The 20,923-nt window shown below is 28.9% G+C and carries 18 protein-coding genes; 7 read left to right on the top strand and 11 right to left on the bottom strand.

What is annotated here, in order from left to right:
• Positions 1–24: 24 nt before the first annotated feature.
• Genes MAEO_RS05360 through MAEO_RS05350 form a run of 3 tightly spaced genes read left to right on the top strand, consistent with a single transcriptional unit; the run spans position 25 to position 2,965 of the window.
• The gene (locus MAEO_RS05360) at positions 25–1,551 is read left to right on the top strand and encodes a hypothetical protein (protein WP_232202516.1); all 1,527 of its coding nucleotides are present in this window, start codon (positions 25–27) and stop codon (positions 1,549–1,551) included.
• A gap of 4 nt (positions 1,552–1,555) precedes the next feature.
• Positions 1,556–1,777 carry a hypothetical protein gene (locus MAEO_RS05355; protein WP_198002415.1) on the top strand — a complete coding sequence of 74 codons (222 nt, stop codon included), beginning with the start codon at positions 1,556–1,558 and terminating at the stop codon, positions 1,775–1,777.
• Between the two features lie 30 nt (positions 1,778–1,807).
• The gene (locus MAEO_RS05350; RefSeq protein WP_011973771.1) at positions 1,808–2,965 is read left to right on the top strand and encodes a winged helix-turn-helix transcriptional regulator; all 1,158 of its coding nucleotides are present in this window, start codon (positions 1,808–1,810) and stop codon (positions 2,963–2,965) included.
• 56 nt (positions 2,966–3,021) lie between these two features.
• On the opposite strand, the gene sepS is transcribed toward MAEO_RS05350, so the two are convergent.
• The 9 genes from sepS to serB all read right to left on the bottom strand — a co-directional run bounded on the left by sepS (position 3,022) and on the right by serB (position 12,184).
• Complete coding sequence (gene sepS, locus MAEO_RS05345) at positions 3,022–4,644, bottom strand: O-phosphoserine--tRNA ligase (RefSeq protein ID WP_011973770.1); 1,623 nt, start codon at positions 4,642–4,644, stop codon at positions 3,022–3,024.
• A 53-nt stretch (positions 4,645–4,697) separates the two neighbouring features.
• Positions 4,698–6,077, bottom strand: coding sequence for a P-loop domain-containing protein (locus tag MAEO_RS05340; protein ID WP_011973769.1), 1,380 nt, complete (start codon positions 6,075–6,077; stop codon positions 4,698–4,700).
• Between the two features lie 213 nt (positions 6,078–6,290).
• Positions 6,291–6,941 carry a CDP-diacylglycerol--serine O-phosphatidyltransferase gene (pssA, locus tag MAEO_RS05335; RefSeq protein ID WP_011973768.1) on the bottom strand — a complete coding sequence of 217 codons (651 nt, stop codon included), beginning with the start codon at positions 6,939–6,941 and terminating at the stop codon, positions 6,291–6,293.
• A 70-nt stretch (positions 6,942–7,011) separates the two neighbouring features.
• On the bottom strand, positions 7,012–7,590 hold the full coding sequence (gene taw3, locus MAEO_RS05330; RefSeq protein WP_011973767.1) for a tRNA(Phe) 7-((3-amino-3-carboxypropyl)-4-demethylwyosine(37)-N(4))-methyltransferase Taw3: 579 nt from the start codon (positions 7,588–7,590) through the stop codon (positions 7,012–7,014).
• A gap of 49 nt (positions 7,591–7,639) precedes the next feature.
• On the bottom strand, positions 7,640–8,830 hold the full coding sequence (locus tag MAEO_RS05325) for an MFS transporter (RefSeq protein ID WP_011973766.1): 1,191 nt from the start codon (positions 8,828–8,830) through the stop codon (positions 7,640–7,642).
• A 64-nt stretch (positions 8,831–8,894) separates the two neighbouring features.
• A complete protein-coding gene (amrS, locus tag MAEO_RS05320; protein ID WP_011973765.1) occupies positions 8,895–9,902 on the bottom strand; it encodes an AmmeMemoRadiSam system radical SAM enzyme in 1,008 nt (335 codons plus the stop codon).
• 222 nt (positions 9,903–10,124) lie between these two features.
• Positions 10,125–10,631 (bottom strand): chorismate--pyruvate lyase family protein, encoded by a 507-nt coding sequence (locus tag MAEO_RS05315; RefSeq protein WP_011973764.1) that lies wholly within the window; start codon positions 10,629–10,631, stop codon positions 10,125–10,127.
• A gap of 217 nt (positions 10,632–10,848) precedes the next feature.
• Positions 10,849–11,478 (bottom strand): coiled-coil domain-containing protein, encoded by a 630-nt coding sequence (locus MAEO_RS05310; RefSeq protein WP_011973763.1) that lies wholly within the window; start codon positions 11,476–11,478, stop codon positions 10,849–10,851.
• A 73-nt stretch (positions 11,479–11,551) separates the two neighbouring features.
• Positions 11,552–12,184, bottom strand: coding sequence for a phosphoserine phosphatase SerB (gene serB / locus MAEO_RS05305; RefSeq protein ID WP_011973762.1), 633 nt, complete (start codon positions 12,182–12,184; stop codon positions 11,552–11,554).
• Positions 12,185–12,324: 140 nt separating this feature from the next.
• Here serB and MAEO_RS05300 point away from each other — a divergent pair, with 140 nt between their 5' ends.
• Positions 12,325–13,902: a carbamoyltransferase C-terminal domain-containing protein gene (locus tag MAEO_RS05300; protein WP_011973761.1), complete on the top strand. Its 1,578-nt coding sequence runs from the start codon at positions 12,325–12,327 to the stop codon at positions 13,900–13,902.
• 84 nt (positions 13,903–13,986) lie between these two features.
• Here the strand turns inward: MAEO_RS05300 and MAEO_RS05295 are convergent, their stop codons facing one another.
• Positions 13,987–15,981, bottom strand: a complete 1,995-nt coding sequence (locus MAEO_RS05295; RefSeq protein WP_011973760.1) for a pentapeptide repeat-containing protein — start codon at positions 15,979–15,981, stop codon at positions 13,987–13,989.
• Between the two features lie 91 nt (positions 15,982–16,072).
• Positions 16,073–16,741, bottom strand: a complete 669-nt coding sequence (locus MAEO_RS05290; RefSeq protein WP_011973759.1) for a thymidylate synthase — start codon at positions 16,739–16,741, stop codon at positions 16,073–16,075.
• 197 nt (positions 16,742–16,938) lie between these two features.
• Between MAEO_RS05290 and MAEO_RS05285 the strand changes: the two genes are divergently transcribed.
• The 3 genes from MAEO_RS05285 (at position 16,939) to glyA (ending at position 20,790) form a co-directional block, all read left to right on the top strand.
• Positions 16,939–18,117 carry an amidohydrolase family protein gene (locus tag MAEO_RS05285; protein ID WP_011973758.1) on the top strand — a complete coding sequence of 393 codons (1,179 nt, stop codon included), beginning with the start codon at positions 16,939–16,941 and terminating at the stop codon, positions 18,115–18,117.
• Between the two features lie 9 nt (positions 18,118–18,126).
• Complete coding sequence (locus tag MAEO_RS05280; protein ID WP_011973757.1) at positions 18,127–19,407, top strand: MBL fold metallo-hydrolase; 1,281 nt, start codon at positions 18,127–18,129, stop codon at positions 19,405–19,407.
• A 93-nt stretch (positions 19,408–19,500) separates the two neighbouring features.
• Positions 19,501–20,790, top strand: a complete 1,290-nt coding sequence (glyA, locus tag MAEO_RS05275) for a bifunctional serine hydroxymethyltransferase/L-allo-threonine aldolase (RefSeq protein ID WP_011973756.1) — start codon at positions 19,501–19,503, stop codon at positions 20,788–20,790.
• The last annotated feature ends 133 nt before the right edge of the window (positions 20,791–20,923 follow it).

Here is a 20,923-nt window from a genome sequence, read left to right as displayed (position 1 = left end):
GTACAATATATAATGATGATAATTATGAAAAAGAGATATTTAATAGCAATATTTTTTGTATTGCTTTCTGTAAGTTATGGGGAAATGTATGAATATAGGGATGTTATCTTCTACCCAAATGATTCTCAAGGGGTAAATATTTCTAAATTATATATAGATTATGAAAACCCAGAGTCTTTTGGTATTAATATATACTATATAAATGTCTCTACTTATCTCTCACAACCAAAAAATATAACTATTTCCCTATCTCCTGAAAAATTTAACATGTTTATAGGTATATCAGCAAATAAAATCAATAAAAATGAATGGAAGGTTTATTACAATATAACAAACAACTATCCATATGATATACTAGTTAATGTCTCGTTTCCAGATGGATTTGTTATTAAAAACACTTCAGTTTTAGTTCCAGCTAATTCCTATAAAACAATAACATTATCAAAAATTGATAGCTCTTCAACTTTATACTTTAAAGAACATAACATAAGTTTTAAAATTCCAGCAAAGGTAAAAGTGAGATATTCGCTATCTATCCCATTTTCAATAACAAAGTCAAATAAAATTTTAAGTAATGGATCTACTGAATGGACAGCTAATTATATAATAAAAAACGATAAAAATATCTCTTTGAATATGAATGTCAGTTATTGGGTAGAGATTAATAATACCAAAATACATCTTGGGAACGATTCAACAGTATTAAATCCAAATGAAGATATAACGAAATCTTTTAATATAATATCAGATAATGTTCCTACATTTTATTTAAGATTTTACGCTTGGAATGACACTTATGAGAATATAGCTATAAAACCAGCACTTAAAGTGGGAAAGTCATATGTCATTGGAATAGCCAAAGTTGAAGGTTTGGATTTTTATATGCCCTATAATACATACCCTCTAAGTCCATCCAATAACCATCATAAAATTACAACACTCCTTCCAAAAAATAATGAAAACAATAAAAACACACCATCATCATCATCATCCAATACCAAAACCGAAGAAAATAATAATAAAAATAATAATAAAAATAATAATAAAAATAAAAAAACTTCCGAAAATACAGAATATGAGGAATATAAACCAAAGGAATTAAAAGTCTTCTCTGTGGTAATAAAACAACCCACTTCATCAAAAAAACTAAAATCCGCAGTTGTGCTTAATGGTGTTATATTACCAAGTATATTGGTATTATTCCCGTTGTTGGGTATAAATCGAAGGAAAACTTTAATTATTGGTGGCGAATTACCCGATGAATTATTAACTACAATTTATTCAGATTTTAAAGGAGTAATGATGCCTGAGGGTTGTAATTATAAAAACCTATATAATCCTACAATATATGAATTTAGTGATGAAAAATGGATGGATATTAGGGATTTGCATGAATTAAAGGATATATCACTAAATGATGCAAAGGCAATTGTATTAGCGTTAAATACTACTCGAAATGCTATATATTTGTCAAATAAAAAATCTTATGAAATTGCAATTAACCTGGGCTTGGATGTGTATTATAATAATGGAAAACATAGTAATTGGTAAAAAAATGAAAGAAAATGATATTATAGTAAAATTAGAAAAAAAATATAAGAAAAAAAGAAAAAATAGTTTATTTGGCTCTATATTGATGGGTATTTCAATAATATTTTTAGAGATTTCTTTATTGATATTTATGGGTTTTATTGATATAGATATAATCTTTGGAATTATAAGTTTGATAATAGTTTCAATTTTGATGTCTATTGGTATTTACCTAAATAATTACTGATTATTTTATTTTATATTCATTGGGGTTATTATGAAAAAATTTGGCTATGGCATAATGGCAACTATATTAATTGCAATGTATTTACTTAGTAGTACCTTTGCATTTAATAATTGCATACATCATACCATTGACGGCGTAAATATTAATATTTACAACAATACAGTTTATTTAGATTATGTAAATAACAGCCCTGTATTCTATGTAGGTGAAAAAAAGGAATACATTGTCATACCCCCATATATAAATGCAGATACAGAAATTTCTCTGATTAAAAAACTTAACTTTAAAATTACAAATGATTCCAAACTCGTAAATTTAATTATCTCGCATAAAGATATCAATACCACAACCAATGCCATAATATTTGCCCCATTGCCAAGTTCTAAAAAAATCAATACATCAACTACAATATATTGGGTAAAAGACCCATTAAGACTCAACAAAACCCAAGTTATTGATTATTATACCTACCCTAAAAAGGGAGAAATTATTGCAACATATGCAAATGGAGAACCTGCTGCAATAAAGGTTGGAAACAAAATATATGCTGGATTTAAGCCCGATAAATTAAGTTTGGCTAATTTGATATATATCTTCATAATCAAAAAGGTTGCTTCATCATCATTACCTATGATTTTGCTTATATTGACTTCATTATTATCCATTATAAGCATTTTTGAAGTTTTAAAAAAGAAATTGGCAAACTTTCTTTTAAATATCGCATCCACATCAGTATTTGTAGTATTGAGGATAACCACAAATAACAAAGATAAGGTTCTTTTAAATAAAAAAAGAAAAGAAATTTATGATTACATAATAGATAACCCTGGACGTCATTTAAGAAAATTATCCGAAGAGTTAAATATATCATTATCAACATTGTCGTGGCATTTAAGAATATTGGAAAAGGCAGAATTAATAAAAAGTAAAAAGATAGGTAATAAGATAATATACTACCCGGTGGGAATGGATAAAAATGATTTACTGTTGTTATATTTAAGTAATACCCAAAATGAAATATATCAATATCTGTTAAATAATGATGCCCATTTAAGAAAAATAGCCAAAGATTTAGATATGAATGTTGAAACTGTTAGATACAATCTAAGAAAAATGGAAGAATTGGATATTGTAAATGCCAAAGAAGATGGAAATAAAATTGTATATTATGTTAATCCCCTAGAATAATAGTATTTAATAGTATTTATAATAAAATAAAAAAATAATAAAAATAAATAAAAGATTTAATCATTTATTTCACATTTCACATTTAAAAATACGGGACCTCTTATGTCTATAACCTTGTTGTTTCCCATTATCTGCTTTAAAGCCAACTCATCTATTTTTAAATTTACATCGCTTAAACTTCTTACAATCGGAGCTCTGATTTTTAACTTTTTAGTATTTGAGATAAGGGCCTCCTCTATTTTTGATGTTATTTTATAACATATTGTATCTATATAAGTTAAATTTGTGGGAGCTCCCTTATTTTTGGCCTCACTTAAAACTTTCACAAATTCCTCTTTAACATTGTCAAACGATTCAGGAACTCCAAATATATTTCCATTGTGCACAAATATTTTATTTAATATTGAGGGACCCAATAAATTTTTACCTTCCTCTTTTTCAAATAGCGTTATTTTTATGGTTTTAGTGGTGTTGTAGAATTTTATTTTCTTTTCAATAAATACCTCACAAGGAGACTGTTTATCTTTATTTTTAACACATAATTCTATTAATTCCCCTGTTAAATCCTTTAATTCATCAAGGACGGGCACTTTATCTACTTTTATACTATATGCTATATCTCTATCGCTAAGGGTCTGTTCATAAAATTGAGGATAAACCATTTTTCTTACATCCTCGTAATTATGGTTAATCATTGCAAGTCTTTCCACTCCAAGCCCCAAATTCATAACGGGAACGCTAATATTGTATTTACTTAAAGCAATTGGTGAATATATTCCAAATGTGGCAACTTCAAGCCATTCCTTTAATTTGGGGTGGTATGCATATACCTCCGTTTGAGTTTCCGGGGTGTAGTATTTACTTTTTTTCTCATCTGGCCTAAATTGGAAGTCCGTAAATCCAAATTGTGATAACAACCCTTCGGCTATGGCTTTTCCATCATCAAGAGTAATATCTTCTCCCACCAGGACACAGGAAGCAGAATGATATGTCATTAAATGGCTTTTATCCTCTTTTTGCTCCCTTCTAAAACATCTATCAATTGAAAACAGGGCATAGGGGAGTGGTTTTTTTCCCATCATTTCAGATATTGTTATAAACCAGCCAGATGTCATATGACTTCTAAGAGTTAAAGGTAATGATTCGGCCTTTAAGTTTTTAAATTCGGGAAATACTTCTTCCAATATTTTTAATCCCATTTCATTGGATAATCCTAAACTATTTGCTATTTCATATACTAAATCGTCTCCTTCCAACACTCCCTTTTTGTATAAATGAAGTGTTTTCCTTAAATTCTCCTTTTTTTCGTTGCTGTCTATTTTTATGCCTAATTTTTCAATCTGTTCAATTTTATCATTACTTAGCCCTATGTCTGGTCTTGGCAATCCAGCTAAATAAAAACATCTATCCAATACAGCCATAGCTTCTGGTCCAAATTGTTTGTATATGTCCTTTTCATCTACAATTACAGGATTTATATATTCTTCAAATCCCATCCTTAAATATGCCTGCCTAAGCTGTTCAATTGTATCCATTACTGGATTTGTTTTTCCAAATGATGGTTTTATTCTTGGGTATTTTTTATTTATTGGGGCATCTTTTATTAAATCCTTTGTAGTTATCCAAGCTTTTTCAAAATCTTTATTTGCCAATTCTAAAACTTTTTTTGTATCAAACATTTATATCATTCCTTTTTTTCAGTATTTTTATTTTATTTAATCTTATAAAACTTTTATTTTTTATTTCTATTAAGACGAATATCTTTACCAAGCGTTAAATAATAATTGCTCAACTCTTCTTTAAATTTATCTATATTCAAATATTTTGCTTCGTGATTTTCCAAATAAATCCCCCTATCTCCTGAAGCCGTAAGTAAATCCAAACTACTAGTTATAATTATAAATGCAGAATTTAATTTTTCTCTTTCATTCATTATAATTTCCGAAAGTGGTTTAACTCCTTCAAACCAGCTTGAAAGCAAACCACTTACAAGTAAATTTACAGCTGAATTATCTTCATCAATTAATATTAAATCTACGCCAGTGGATAGTGCCTTCTGAATTTGATATGCCATGGTCATAGAACCTGATGCAGTTCCATGGACCTCTTTGGGTGTGCCTTTTATTCCTTTTGGCAATTTTTCAAAAAATAGACTTATATCTTGCCCATACATTTGCATGCATCCTGTTGTAGCCTTAGATATGTTTTTTGTGGTAATAATATATTCCCTTCCATCGCCTATTAAATGGTCGTCTCTTCCACTATCAATGGCCTCTAAAAGAGTTGTTTTTCCCTGGGCATTTCTCCCAGTGATAATATATATTTCCCTTTCTTTTATTCCGAGTCCCGTAATAATGTTGCCATCATATAACTCCACGGCAATTGGCGTTAATTCTTTTGGAGTTTCAAAAGCCACATTTATTCCTTTTTTCGGTCCTGCAATTCTGTAATGTCTTCTTACATTTGTATATTCTCTCGCAGGTTTTGAACTGTCTCCTACAAAAGACACAAGCCCCAAATCTTTTAATTTGCTTCTTAAATCTTTCTGATTTATGGTGTTTATATTTTCTTTTTCAAGTATTTTATATGGTATTTTTTGTATAAAATCATCTAATTTATATGTTAATTCATCAATATTTCTGGCAATTGTTTTGGGAGCTCCATCCCCATAAATCATTTTTAACGATAAATAAATATTATCATCGCTTATGAAATTATAGGCATCAGCCCTCCATAAATTACAACCGATATTTAAATCACTATTTACTACGGTAATGGGCTCAAACAGCTCCATATATCGCTTTCCGCCATTTCCCGATAATTCTGGAAATTTTTTTCTTTTTATTTCTTCTTTAATAAGTTCTATAATTCTCGCAGTACTTCCTTCTAACCCATTTTTATTTAAATCCAACAAATCATCTCTTTTAAAAATAAATGGTAGAACAACTTTTATATTATTGTCTGCCTGTTTGGCCGTATAATATAATTTGTTTTTATTGAAATTTGTGAGGAGTTTTCTATTTAAATGTGGTGTTGTTATGTTTTTTATTATCTCGCTGATTAATGAATTATTGTTATTATTATTGTTATTATTATTGTTATTATAATACATAATATCGCCTACGAGAGTATCTGGTAGTTATGGTATTTTATATGTGTATAATATTGGATGTTCACATATGCCTCAATCATTATTATATGGACATATGCACCCCCATACATTATACTGTTTTTGTGTTATGCTATGTTGAATATAGTCAATCTTTGGACTATCTGAGACAAACAAGGGACGGTTTTTGAAGATTAACTATAATCTGCCTTTTTGTTATTGAACATTTTCATTTTTAAACAATCCATAAATTACATAACAAACAGCACAAATTCCAAGTGGTTCAAATATTCCAAACATACTTAATATTAAAGATACCCCAAAAATTCCCATCATTATTTTGTTTGGATATTTGGGATAGCTAATATCACTTATCATTAGAACTCCGAAAATCACACCTAAAATTGATACAACAATATTAATTATATTTTCAGAAATGCCATAATTTACAATATAATTATTATAATTTATGAAAAATTCACAAATAATGGCCAAAATTAAAGCTCCCGCAGGAATTGGAAGTCCTATAAAGTATTTAACATCAAGCACACCAAATCTCGCCAACCTAAAAGCTCCACACACAAGGAAAATTAATGAGGCAACCAACACAAATGGACTATTGAAATAATAATACAGTAAATAGGCAGGAGCTACCCCAAAACTAACCACATCACAAATACTATCCAATTCAGCACCAAAATCTGAAACCGTGTTTGTTTTTCTTGCTACGAATCCATCTAATGCATCAAATACTATTGAAGCATATATAAATCTAAAATCATGAAATATTATTGCACATAGTCCTAAAATAATATTTATTGCCGTTACATAATCGGATATAGTTATAATTTTACGAATTTTAAACATTTTATCATCTTGGAGCTCCTATATATTTTATTATATTTTATATTTTTTATTATTTGTTTGGGTATATTAATTATATGGTATCCAATTTTTCATAAAATCTATATATTCCGTCTCTGGATAATTTAAGTTTTTCATTTCCTATTTTCAATAGTACTTTTAAATATTCATCATCTACAACAATTTTTCCATCAATTCCAATTGGGGCATCTACTTTATTGGTAGTCATTATTTCTACAATAATTCTCCTTTTATTTATTGATTTTATAGACGACGCCTTTAATCCGTTGTGGTATGCACATTCAAGTAGTTTTTTGGCACATTCCATATCTTTTGAAGCTATATGTAATATGGGGGAGTTCATAATAAATATTATATTTTTAAATTCCTCCGATTTATTTGCCATGGCATCAAATAGTTCCTCATTGGTGGCATAATGATGCCATTTTCCAAGCCATTTTGAGAATATTTTTGGAGTTTTATTTTTTGGAAATTCCATTATTCCGCATCTACCAATACAGCTACTTGTTGTATAGTAATTCTCTTTTTCGTTAATTTTATCTACTATGTACATTACGCCTTTATCCACAAAATTATTTTTTATGGCCTCATTTAATTTATTTAGCGTTCTTTTTTTATCTTCTTTAAACATATTTTCACATTAATTGGTATTTTCTATATCTGTATATTTTATCACTTAATTAACTTAACTTAAACTTTATTGCAAATATTATAAATAACATGCTTGAAATTAATGCCACAATTCCCCCATATATAAAAGGTATGTTGGGGTCGATACTCCATAAATACCCAGCTATTAAACTTGAAGGCAATGCCATTAAACCAACAATGGTATGAAATGTTCCCAATGCAGTTCCCCTTATATATTCTGATGATAAATCGGATACATAAGCTCTCTGGTTTCCTTCAATTATGGCATAGGATATTCCATATAGTGCAAATAATATTATGAAATAATTTAAAGAATTAAATAATGCAAATCCAAAGGCAGTTATGGCATATATGAGGTATCCAAAAATAATAACTTTTTTTCTCCCTATTTTATCCGAAAGAACTCCAAAAGGAAGAGCAAATATGCCATAAAATATATTAAACAAAATATATAATATTATGGGAGCTCCGATAGCCAACCGACCAGTAAAAATTGTCTGGGCTTTTAGGATATAAAACATATAACTAAAATTGGCCAATGTAAATATACCAGATATCAATATAAATAGTTTTAATGGAGTTGATAAATTTTTTAAACCTATTTTTAGCGATAAATTTTGCCTTTTAATCTTTTTTTTCTCTTTAAGAAAATAAAGAGGAACCAGTGCTAAAAATGAAAGGGACGCCGATATTAATATAATTTCCCTAAAATCATAATATAAGTACCAGAAAAGTATGAGTACGCCCACAGACCCAAGTATTGCCCCAAATGTATCTCCTGCCCGTTGAATTCCAAATCCCATTCCTCTTTTTTCGGCCATTAAATCTGATATAATGGCATCTCGTGGGGCTGTTCTTACACCTTTTCCAACCCTTTCAAATGCCGAAAAAAATAAAACTCCAAACCAAGTAGTTGAAAATGAAAGTAATAATTTAAAAATGGATGAGGTTAAATAACCTGCAAAAACAAAAACTTTTCTCCTGCCTGTTTTATCAGAATAATATCCAGATATTACCTTTAAAATACTTGATATACTATCTTTTAATCCCCCTATTAGACCAACAACTACACTTGAACCCCCCAATGAAGTTATAAATAATGGAAGAATTGGCATAATCATTTCACTACTTAAATCATTTATAAAACTAACTGTGGTAAGTAATAAAACATCTTTATCAATTCCAAAATATTCTTTTTTGGGTTTTTTGGGGTTGTTCATATATGCACCGATTAAAATATAAAAATAAAATTATAATAAAATTAATAATATTCATATATTAATTTTATATTATAATATCTATTTTTTCACGACATTTTGGACATTTACAGGAGCTCCCTACCACATCCAAATTATTTTCAATCACTGAAAATCCTCTTCTTTTAATAAGGAGCTCCCCACAATTTGGACAGTAGGTATTTTCATCACAGCCCGGAACATTGCCAACATATACATATTTTAGCCCCTCTTCAATTGCCATTTTTTGGGCATTTATAAGAGGCTCCGCAGGAGTGGGTGGCACATTTGTAAGTTTATAATCTGGATAAAATCCTGTAAAATGAAGCGGAGTTTCTTTTCCAAGTTTATCTTTTACAAATTCTATAATTAACCTAATGTCCTCAATGGCATCATTATATGTTGGAATAATTAAATTTGTAATTTCACAATGAATACCTAATTTTTTTGCATTAATGCAGGTCTCCAATACAGGCTCCAATTTTGCAAAACATACTTCTTTATAAAATTTCTCATTTCCTTTAATATCTATATTCATTGCATCTATTTTTAAGTTTTTTAAAGGTTCTTTTTCAATATATCCATTTGTTATCATGGTGTTAAATAGGGCTTTTTCTTTTGCAATATTTGAAGTATCATTCATTAATTCATAAAAAATTGTTGGTTCTGTGTATGTATATGCTATTCCATCGCAATTATATTTAACTGCCATATTTACAATATCTTCTGGATATAACTCATTATATGGTATGTCATCGGGAGCATACTGGCTAATCTGCCAATTTTGACAGTGAAGACATCTAAAATTACAACCTCCTGTTGCTACTGAAAATACCGATGAATTTGGATGAAAATTGAATAATGGTTTTTTTTCAATTGGGTCAATTGCCATTGAACAAACCTTTCCATAATTTACAGCATATAGTTCCCCATTGTTATTTTCTCGACCTTTACAGAATCCCCTTTTTTTATCTAATATTACACAATGCCTATGACAAATATTACACCTAACTTTATTATCTGCCATTTTTTCATAAAATAGTGCTTTTTTGGACATATTATCCCCCCACTTTTTTTATATATTATAATAAATAATATTCTAAAAAAATAATTTAATTAATCAGGCAATATAATGAACATATTCAAAAATTTCAAATATATTATATGGTCCGTTTGAAAAGTATGTTCTGTAATGTTTTATCATATCTTAATATATTTAATAATAAGATATAAAATATTAAGAATATGGGGACATGATGTAAAAAGCTCCCCAACATAACTACAAATGTTCCCCAACATTAAATATTTCAGTTAATTCCATTAATATATTATTTTTATAAATTATGTTGTATGTTCTTTGGGGGAGCTCCGTTTTAGTAGTTTCAAGGTATTGTTGGACATTTTTATCAATGCTATCATAGGTTATATTTTTAATTTCTCGCCGTGTTTCTAAATTATGCATTTTTAGAATTTTGCCTATTGGTATGTCCGCAGATAGTAGGTCTTTTGATATATTTTCTCTCAATTCATTGTTTTTTATATTTTTAAGTGGTATCTTTGAAGTGGCATATATCATAGGAATGTTTTTAATTTTCAAAATAACAGTTCTATAATATGTATCCTCAATGGTCATTTGGCTAATGGTCTTTACAATTACTTTATCGTTAAATAATATCTCTAATAAATTGGTAATGCTCCCATCAGTTCCTAAAAATATTTTTTCTTCATTTTTTAAATTATATTTTTGTTGGAGCTCCGATATTTTTACATAAGGGGGGGTTTTCATATTTACACGCAAAAATCTTTATATAAATTAGCTAATCTTTGATTATAGTGAATCGACATTATATGTTCCTTAATCGTCCCAAATAATTAAGGACGAATTAATCGTTAATTTGGAATTAATAGAAGATAAGTCGCCTTTTACATACAATGTTAGTGAAGAATGTTCGTCGATTTACTATGGATTGTATTTTTAATATATTAATTCATTTATTATTTTATTATTTTTCCTCTTCATTAGTTTCTTTTTCATTCTCCTCTTTCTCCCCTTCTTCTTTTACCTCTCCCTTTATTTTATTGTATATCTTATTAGCTTCTTCTTTTAATTGGTTTATTTTATTATATGTCCTTATCAATTTTTGATGGCTATCTGCACTTATTTTAGCATTATCTACTACTTTACTATGTTCCTCTGCGGATTTTTTTACTAGTTCAGATATTTCATCAGATATTTCATTTATTTTAGCACCCAATTCATCTGCAACTTCACTTTTGGCATGAAGTTTTCTATAATATTCAACTTCTCCTATGAGTTCCCTTTCTTTTTCAATAGTTGGACGATGTGTTTCTATTATTTGTTCTATTCTTTCTATTTCTTTAACTATGGATTCTTTATTTAACATTAATCCTTTAAATTCATTTATTAATTCTGCTCGTTTTACCTTTAATTTCCTTATTTCTTCTATTTTTTCTTTAACAAGTTGATTAATTTCTTCTCTTTTAATTTTATAGATTTTAACTTTTTCATTTGCATTATTTCTTTCTTCCTTTAATTCTTTTGTATCCCCATACAATTCATTTATTTCTTTATTTATGTTATTTAATATGTCTTTTAGATTGGTATTTTTCATTAATATGCACCCCTATATTAATTACTATATGCACTAATTATCATATTAATTATAGGACCATCTAATATATATTTTATTCTATATATTTTAAAATTTCTCTTAAATCTCTTTTTTCTATACAAATATCGGCATTTTTCTTTAAAATATCCTTTGCACAAAATGCTATTTTAAAACCTGCCACTTTAAACATACTTAGGTCATTTGCTCCATCGCCTACAACAACGGTATCTTTTAAATCTATATTTTCCCTTTTTGCCAATTCTTTTAGCATTTTCCCTTTTGCCTGTTCCTCCATCATAACTCCATTAACTTCTCCTGTTAATATTCCATCATTTTCTATGAGATTGTTGGAGTAGGCATAATCCAAACCAAGCATTTCTTTAATTTTATCAGTTGCCACAGTAAAGCCACCGCTAACAACTCCCACAATATACCCTCTATTTTTTAACTCTTCAATAGTCTCTTTTGCTCCTTCTGTTAATTTAAATGTAGATACGGCTTCTTTTATTTTGCTGGTGGGAGCTCCCTTTATAAGTGCCACTCTTTTTTTAAGGGATTGTTCAAAATTTAGCTTTCCATTCATTGCATCTTTTGTTATTTCCTTTACTTCATTTTCCACCCCTGTAATTTTTGCAAATTCGTCAATTGTTTCATTTTCTATTAGCGTACTATCAAGGTCAAACAATATTAGTTTCTTTTTATTCATTAAATCACCAAATAATATAATATTATATAACATACAACACTACATATTGCTTAATGTTAAATGTATAATTTATAATAAAATATATGATATAAACCTAATTAATATTATATATTTAATTACCTATTTAATGAGGATTATTTATGATTTTGGGATTAACCGACGGACATAATTCTAGTGCCTGTTTAATTGATAACACCAATAATTTAAAATATGCCGTAGGCGAAGAAAGATTTACAAGGAAAAAAAATCAAAGGGGAGCTCCCATAAATTCAATAAATTACATAATCAACAGCATAAATAATAACACAGAAAACACGGACACAGACAAAAAACCAGAAATAATAACAGTAGGGGGCATGTTTAGAAAAGGAAAACGATTAAAAGAATTAAAGGAGATACAAAATAAATTAAATATTCCTATGCTGTATTTTAATCACCATTTATGCCATGCATCATTGTATAAATTATCAAATTTTAAAAATAAGGAATGTTTAATTATTACTATGGATGGGGGGGGAGATGGATTTTCCTCAACGGTATCAATTGGAAGTAATAAAGGAATAGAACCAATAGCACAAAGTGATTTAATTGATTCTATGGGGGATTTTTATGCCTCTATTACGGAAGTATTGGGATTTAAGCCGATGGAGGATGAAGGAAAGGTAATGAGTTTATCTACCTATGATACCAACCTAAATATTGATTTAAATAATTTAAAAATAATAGAATACAATAAAAAAATCAAAACGATTAATAATTATTTGGGTGTTGTGGGATTTGAGGCTACAAAAGCACTGAAAAAGATATTTAATTTAGAAAATATCAATATAAATGAGTTTAATGGTAAAATATTGATTTCAAAATATGCCCAAAAAACATTGGAAAGCGAAGTTTTAAAACTAATAAATGAGTTTTCAAATGAAACAGGCATAAAAAATATAGTTTTTAGCGGTGGAGTTGCCCAAAATGTTCAATTGAATAAAAAAATAATGGAAAATTATAATTTATTTGTTCCTCCGTTTATGGGGGACGAGGGGCTTTCTGTTGGTGCATCATTGTTATTTAATAAAAAATTTGTAGATTTAAAAACCACATATTTAGGATACGATATAAAAAATGAAAATATAATTAATATTGTTGAAAAAATAAAGTTAAATGAAAATCAATATAAAATTAAATACATTGAGGAAAAAGAAATTCCTGAAACAATAGGCAATTTATTAATAAGTAATAAAATTATATGTATTTGTAGAAATAAAATGGAGTTTGGAGCTCGGGCACTTGGAAATAGAAGTATATTGGCACTACCTAAAAAGGAAAATGCAAAAAAGATTAATAAAATGCTTAATAGGGATAGTTTTATGCCTTTTGCTCCAACTATGCTATATGATTATGTTGAGGAATATTTTAAAAATCCGCACTACAATCCGTTTATGACTACTTTATTTGATGTAAAAAAAGAATATATTAATAAAATAGATGGAGTGGTGCATAATGATGACACCACTAGGGCTCAAACTCTGAAAAAGGAATTTAATCCAACCTACTATAATATCATTGATTATGTGAATGGCGTTGTTAATGTCCCATTTGTTTTAAATACAAGTTTTAATTTACACGGCGAACCCATTGTTTGCAATGAACAAGATGCTTTAAAGTCCTTTAAATCTGTTGGTGATGCTTTGTTGTTGGGGAATTATTTATTTATGAAGATTTAATATTGGGATATTTTAGGGGAATTATGGGGGAGCTCCGAGGTCTGCAATACTCCCGTAGTCTGCAATAAATACAATGTTTAAAAATTATTTTCTGCTCAATCTTCTTCTAAGTGCGATATATAGATTACCCAATAAAATTAATGATATTATTCTTATAGGGAGCTCCCAGTTTTTCATAATGTGCTCAGGATTATTAGTTTCTGCTGTTGTAGTATTAATACCCAATTGGAAAAATACAGTAATTGTATCGAGAAGTGATACATAATATTGGACGCTAACGTAAAAAATACCTACTACTAAAAAAAACATTGCATATGGGAACAATTTTGGGTTAATTGATGATATTGCACCGCATATATGGCCAATTATAGTTTTAAACTTCGTAAATAACTCGCCAAGTTTGGTGGTTGTAGTATTATAATCCCATGATATAGTTGCCAATACACCATATGCTATTAAACCCATGATTATAACTGTTAATATCAATAGTAATATAATATCTTTTACCAAGTAATATAAACCCACAATGGTTATACTGAAATATTTGCAAGCTAATGCTATTACTGGTAGCGAGGTAATCGCAAAAATACCCCATAAAATAGATTTTTCCACAGATTCTCCATAGTCAGACAATATGCCATATAGTATAATAGCAATTTTTTCAAAATTATTTTTTGAATACTTTTTTTTTAACCCCATTTCCATCTTATATAAATTTGAAGCTTCTTCATAAGTTATGTTATCTTCAATGGATAATCTTAGGTTTCTATATTCTGCAAGAACGGAAATGTGGTTATTTAACTGTTTTTCGAGTATTTTATATGCTTTTTCATATATTCCTTTATTATTATTACGGTTAGTTAAAAGTTTATGAGATAATATTTCTTTAAAATTTTCATCTTCAAAATATTCTGTAAGCATTACTTTTCTAACATCTGTTCTTAAAAAAGATGTTTTTGATAATTGAAAATTATCTATTGTAGTATATTCATCAAACCTAACAAAATTAAATATTGCTAAATTTTCATAATTTTCTATTTCTGTTATTTCTTCTTTATTTAATTCTTTAACTTTTTCATCAGTTAATGTCTCTTTTTTAAATGATGTAGTGTCCCTAAATCCACATTTGACAAAAGATAATAAATTAAAAAAAATATCTTCAAAATACGCACGAGATTTAAAAGTTGATTCAGAACATTTCAATTTATTAAATATGGCTTTCTTAAAATCAACTTCTCCTTCAAAAGTAGTATCACTAAACTCGACGATATCTAAAAATATGGAGTAGTTAAACCCAACTTTTCCTTTAAATATAACTCCCCCAAAATCAGCCCTTCCTTTAAATTTAGTATCTGTGAAATTAATTTCTTCTTCGAATATATTATGATAGAACCCTACTTTTTTGTTAAATAATGCAGATGTAAACTCAGCATATTTTTTAAATTGAGTGTGGGTGAAATTCGCAGTTCCTATTTTTTTTGTATCCATGTTAAATTTGGCATTGTAAAAATGTGTCTCATCATTAAATATGGCTTCACTAAAATCAGTATTTTCTTTAAATTTGACTTCATTAAAATCAGCCCTTCCTTCAAATTGGGCGTTTTCAAAAGTAGCATACTTTTCAAATGTAGTCCCATTAAAATCCGTTTTTCCCTGATTTGTCATATCTTGTTTGTTAAATTTAGTATCTTTAAAATAAGCTTCTCCATTAAAAGTAGAGAACTTAAAATTAACATCTTCTTCAAATACGGCTTTACTAAAATTAGCATATTCATTAAATAATACTCCATAAAAACCCACAAATTTATCAAATGTAATTTCATAAAAACTAAGTTCTTTATTAAATGATGGTATAACATTTTTTTTAATTTCGAAATTATGAAATTTTTCCATGTTAAATTTGCCTTTAAATTCAACATTTTCTATATTTATTTCTATATCCATATTTAAAATTATTTTTCTCTCTTTTTCTTCAATAATTTCATTTAATAATGATTCATTTTCTTCTTTTATTTTATTATAAATATCAGCAATAGAGACATCTCCTTCAACAACTGCATTTTCTAATTCAAATTTCATCTTATCTTTCAAGCATTTTATAAATTTATCATAAAAATCCTCATTAAAAATAATTTCTTTTTCTATAATACCACCCTCTAAAAATAAAAAATTATTCTAAATATTTTAAAGATTCAGGAAAATACTTTTCAATATAATCTCTATCCCTGTCAATATAGATGTGCATTGAAACGCTGTGGTGTGTATATGTTCCATAATCAACGCCGACTTTTTCCGCTACCATTTCACCTAATGCAATCAATCCTAATGCATTACTTACAAAAGCGACTGCCAGATCGTTACTTCTAAATAATACGGTCTGATATAGCTTATTATCTCGTATAAGAAATTGAACAAATTGCAAACATGGAACAGAACCATGGTCTTTATTACTTACTTCAATATCAATATTGGGTTGCCATGTAATAGCAACGCATCGCCTTGAATTTTGCTGTTCTTTTAATTTCTCAACAATAAAATCGATTTGGTTTATTTCTTTATTATTTACTGGATATTTGAATAACCGAGAATGATAATCATAAGAAAAAACATTTTCAGAGCCATACAATAAATTATTGGTGTATTGCTCTACTGCCTTTTTTCCAAGGGGGTATTTAGGGCTTATACTTTTTAATTTCGGATTTGTAATTTCTATTACTGTGTTTCTTATCTCCCTACATTTTTGCCCATCTTCTGTTATCATATCTTCCCCGTTTTTCAATACTTCTTTAACTAACTCTTCATAACTTGCCCTGACGGAAGGTTTCTTGATACAATACATTTTTATCACCTTTATAGTTAATCTTCAAAAACTGTCCCTAATCCGTCCCAACGCATTTTATAATATTGTTTATTTTTGCTAATTTTATATTATTTTGCATTTTAGTATGGGGGTTTAGTGAAATTGTCCGAAGATTTACTATATATATTATTTTTAATAAAATATACAATTAATATTATTATAGTTATGGTGGTATTATGGCAACATATCTTAAATCAAATTTTTTATATGGGGAAAATTTTGAGCTTAAAAAAGGAATTTTAACAATAGAAGACAACATAATAAAAGGATTTACAAACGAAAATATTAAAAACTACATAAAATATGATGGAATTATAATTCCCCCTCTAATAAACGCCCATACTCATATTGGGGACAATGTCATTAAAGATATTGGAATAAACAAAACTCTCGATGAATTGGTTAAACCACCAAATGGATTAAAACACAAATTTTTAAATAGTTGTGATGATAAAACAATAATCTATGGGATACTGGATGGTATGTATGAATTATACAACAATGGAATAAATTATTTTTGTGATTTTAGGGAAAATGGATTGAAAGGTATAGATTTATTTAAAAAATCATACCAGGAGCTCCTATATCCACAAGAACAATCAAGAAAAATACTACCGCCAAATCCAATAATATTGGGAAGACCAACTAAAACTGATAAATTAGAATTAAAACAAGAAATAAAAGAAATTTTAAAAAATTCCAATGGAATAGGGTTAAGTGGATGTAATGAATATTCGGATAACGAATTAAAATTTATTAGAAAAAAAACCACAAAACTATTTTCAATACATGCAAATGAGCATAAAGGTTCTGTGGAATATTCGAAGAAACACCATAATAGAACAGAAATAGAAAGAATAATAGATTTAAATCTAAATCCAAATTTTATAATTCACGCAACTCATTCAGAATCTCATGAAATAAATCTTTTAAATGAATACAATATTCCCGTTGTGGTTTGCCCGAGGGCAAATGCCTCTTTTAATATTGGATTGCCAAATATTGTGGAGCTCCTAAAATCAAACATATTAATTGGACTTGGGACGGATAATTTTATGGCTAATTCGCCCTCAATATTTAAAGAAATGGATTTTATTTATAAATTGTATCATATTGAGCCAAAAGAAATATTAAAATTTGCTACAATAAATAATGCCAAAATATTGGGGCTAAATAATGTGGGATTGATTAAAGAAGGATTTAAACCAGATTTTACATTTATTGGGCCAAATTCAATTAATATAAAATACTCCAAAAATATTGTGGCATCCATTATTACCCGGTGCGAAATGGGAAATATTGATAATTTTAATATTGAAATAAATAATAGAATATATAACGATAATAACCAATAAAGGGATATAATGACTATTGTTAGATTTCACGGAGGATGTCACCAAATTGGTATGTCCTGTGTGGAAATTGATACAAAAAAATCAAAAATACTTGTAGATTGTGGTATGAATCCATCGGATAATTCATTACCAAAAATTAATCCAAATGATATTGATGCCGTTGTGGTGTCACATTCTCATTTAGACCATTGTGGAGCGGTTCCTTATTTTAATTTTAAAAATCCGATTTATTCCACAATACCAAGTGTTGATTTAATGTATATTTTATGGAAAGATATTTCAAAATTATCAAAAACATACCCTGAAGAGAATATACAAAAGGCTATGAATAATATAAAGGCAGTAAATTACAGAGAGCCTAAAAAAATCACCAGCGATATTACAATGAGGTTGTATGATGCTGGGCATATATTGGGGAGCTCCTCTGTATATTTGGACATAGGCGGTAAAAAACTACTATATACTGGAGATATCAACGAAATAGAAACCAGAACGCTAAAATCAGCCGACACAGATATTGATGAAATTGATACCCTTATAATTGAATCTACCTACGGAGCTCCAACAGATATAAAACCATCTAGAAAGGCACTCGAAAAACAACTTATTGATGAAATATCTGCCACCATAGAAAAAGGAGGCAAGGTAATTATTCCAGTTTTTGCTGTGGGGCGGTCTCAGGAGATTATAGCGGTATTGCATAATTATATGAGGAGTAAATTATTAAAAAGAGTTCCCATATATGTTGAAGGCTCTTTGGTGCATACCACAGGAATATATATGAGCCATTCAGAATGGTTAAATCCTAAAATAAGAAACAACCTTGAAAATAGGATAAATCCATTTGGAGATGTCACCATTGTAAATAAAGAAAATAGTAGTGAAATATATAATAAGGAACCATGCATTATAATTTCTACCTCTGGAATGGTGCAAGGAGGCCCCATATTACAATATTTAAAACTTCTAAAAAGTCCAAAAAATAAAATAATATTAACAGGGTTCCAAGCAGAAGAGACACTGGGAAGACAGCTTGAAGACGGGGCAGAGGAAATAACTCCATTTAGGAATAAAATTCCAGTAAGGGGCGAAGTTGTAAAAGTGGAATTTTCGGCCCACAGTGATTATAATTCATTAATAAGATATATGAAGAAAATACCAAAACCTAAAAAAGTATTTGTAATGCATGGTGAAAGATATCAATCTTTATCATTTGCCATGACAATTTGGAAAAACTTTAAAATTCCAGCTATCGCTCCAACGGCGGGTAGTATATTACCTTTATTTTAAATAGTAGAAATATGACAAAAACAAAATACTACTTAAAATAAACAATAATTATAACAACTAACATAACAATAAATAATAAAAAAGAGGAAAAATATGAATCCATCAGAAGTTCAACAATTTGTAAGAGAAACGGCTCTAAAACAACACAACTGGATGAGAGAATGTATTAAATTAATTGCAAGTGAAAATATAACCAGTATTCCAGTAAGAGAAGCATGTGCTACTGACTTTATGCACAGATATGCAGAAGGATTACCAAATAACAGGTTATACCAGGGTTGCGAATATATAGACGACATTGAAAATTTATGTATTGAATTATCGGAAGATATTTTTAAAGCAGAACATGCAAATGTGCAACCAACAAGTGGTGTGGTGGCAAATCTTGCCGTATTTTTCGCAGAGGCAAAACCGGGCGATAAATTAATGGCTATGGATGTTCCAAATGGGGGACATATAAGCCACTGGAAAGTAAGTGCCGCAGGTATTAGAGGATTAAGAGCATCAGCTCACCCATTCGATGCCGAAGAGATGAACATCGATGTAGATAAAATGGTTAAACAAATTTTGGAAGAAAAACCAAGATTGGTATTATTTGGTGGTAGTTTATTCCCATTCCCACACCCAGTAAAAGATGCCGTAGATGCTGCAAATGAAGTTGGGGCAACTATTGCCTATGATGGAGCTCATGTATTGGGATTAATTGCGGGAGGACAATTCCAAGACCCACTCAGAGAAGGGGCTGAATATATGATGGGAAGCACCCACAAAACATTATTTGGAACCCAAGGTGGAGTGGTATTAACAGAGAAAAAGAATGCTAAGAAAATCGATGATAAAATATTCCCTGGAGTTGTATCAAACCATCATTTACACCATAAGGCAGGTCTTGCTATTGCACTGGCAGAAACAAAAGAATTTGGAGAAGCTTATGCTAAACAAGTTGTTAAAAATGCTAAGGCACTTGGACAGGCTTTATATGAAAGAGGCTGTAATGTGTTGTGTGAGCACAAAGGATTTACAGAAAGCCACCAAGTTATACTTGACATAGAAAAATCAGAATGCATTGAGTTTTCAGCAAGAGAATTGGCAACAATGTTTGAAGAAGCCAATATAATATTAAATAAAAACCTATTGCCGTGGGACGATGTGAGCAATTCCGATAATCCAAGCGGTATAAGATTGGGAAGTCAAGAATGTACTCGGTTAGGAATGAAGGAAAGCGAAATGGACGAAATTGCTGAATTTATGAAAAGAATAGCAATTGATGGAGAGGACATTAAAAAAGTTAAAGAAGATATTGTAGAATTTGCTAAAAGCTATTCGGAAATACATTATGCTTTTGAGGGCGGAGATGCTTTTAAATATCTTAAATTCTATTAATTAATTATTTATCTATTTTTATTTATGGGGAGCTCCCGGAGCTCCAAGCCATATATATTTTATATTGCCCCTATTTGTTTATTAAATACCTATTATCATACTATATTTCTATTATTTAATAAATGAATAATAT

It is taken from the genome of Methanococcus aeolicus Nankai-3 (genome assembly GCF_000017185.1).
GTDB lineage: Archaea > AGJL01 > Methanococci > Methanococcales > Methanococcaceae > Methanofervidicoccus > Methanofervidicoccus aeolicus.
The sequence above is the reverse complement of the archived record's forward strand: the minus strand, read 5'-3'. Positions and strand labels throughout refer to the sequence as shown.

Excerpts from the sequence above, each read along its gene's own strand:
- MAEO_RS05360 (WP_232202516.1), top strand. The coding sequence starts at position 25 with ATGAAAAAGAGATATTTAATAGCAATATTTTTTGTATTGCTTTCTGTA.
- MAEO_RS05355 (WP_198002415.1), top strand. The coding sequence starts at position 1,556 with ATGAAAGAAAATGATATTATAGTAAAATTAGAAAAAAAATATAAGAAA.
- MAEO_RS05350 (WP_011973771.1), top strand. The coding sequence starts at position 1,808 with ATGAAAAAATTTGGCTATGGCATAATGGCAACTATATTAATTGCAATG.
- sepS (WP_011973770.1), bottom strand. The coding sequence starts at position 4,644 with ATGTTTGATACAAAAAAAGTTTTAGAATTGGCAAATAAAGATTTTGAA.
- MAEO_RS05340 (WP_011973769.1), bottom strand. The coding sequence starts at position 6,077 with ATGTATTATAATAACAATAATAATAACAATAATAATAACAATAATTCA.
- pssA (WP_011973768.1), bottom strand. The coding sequence starts at position 6,941 with ATGTTTAAAATTCGTAAAATTATAACTATATCCGATTATGTAACGGCA.
- taw3 (WP_011973767.1), bottom strand. The coding sequence starts at position 7,590 with ATGTTTAAAGAAGATAAAAAAAGAACGCTAAATAAATTAAATGAGGCC.
- MAEO_RS05325 (WP_011973766.1), bottom strand. The coding sequence starts at position 8,830 with ATGAACAACCCCAAAAAACCCAAAAAAGAATATTTTGGAATTGATAAA.
- amrS (WP_011973765.1), bottom strand. The coding sequence starts at position 9,902 with ATGTCCAAAAAAGCACTATTTTATGAAAAAATGGCAGATAATAAAGTT.
- MAEO_RS05315 (WP_011973764.1), bottom strand. The coding sequence starts at position 10,631 with ATGAAAACCCCCCCTTATGTAAAAATATCGGAGCTCCAACAAAAATAT.
- MAEO_RS05310 (WP_011973763.1), bottom strand. The coding sequence starts at position 11,478 with ATGAAAAATACCAATCTAAAAGACATATTAAATAACATAAATAAAGAA.
- serB (WP_011973762.1), bottom strand. The coding sequence starts at position 12,184 with ATGAATAAAAAGAAACTAATATTGTTTGACCTTGATAGTACGCTAATA.
- MAEO_RS05300 (WP_011973761.1), top strand. The coding sequence starts at position 12,325 with ATGATTTTGGGATTAACCGACGGACATAATTCTAGTGCCTGTTTAATT.
- MAEO_RS05295 (WP_011973760.1), bottom strand. The coding sequence starts at position 15,981 with ATGAAATTTGAATTAGAAAATGCAGTTGTTGAAGGAGATGTCTCTATT.
- MAEO_RS05290 (WP_011973759.1), bottom strand. The coding sequence starts at position 16,741 with ATGTATTGTATCAAGAAACCTTCCGTCAGGGCAAGTTATGAAGAGTTA.
- MAEO_RS05285 (WP_011973758.1), top strand. The coding sequence starts at position 16,939 with ATGGCAACATATCTTAAATCAAATTTTTTATATGGGGAAAATTTTGAG.
- MAEO_RS05280 (WP_011973757.1), top strand. The coding sequence starts at position 18,127 with ATGACTATTGTTAGATTTCACGGAGGATGTCACCAAATTGGTATGTCC.
- glyA (WP_011973756.1), top strand. The coding sequence starts at position 19,501 with ATGAATCCATCAGAAGTTCAACAATTTGTAAGAGAAACGGCTCTAAAA.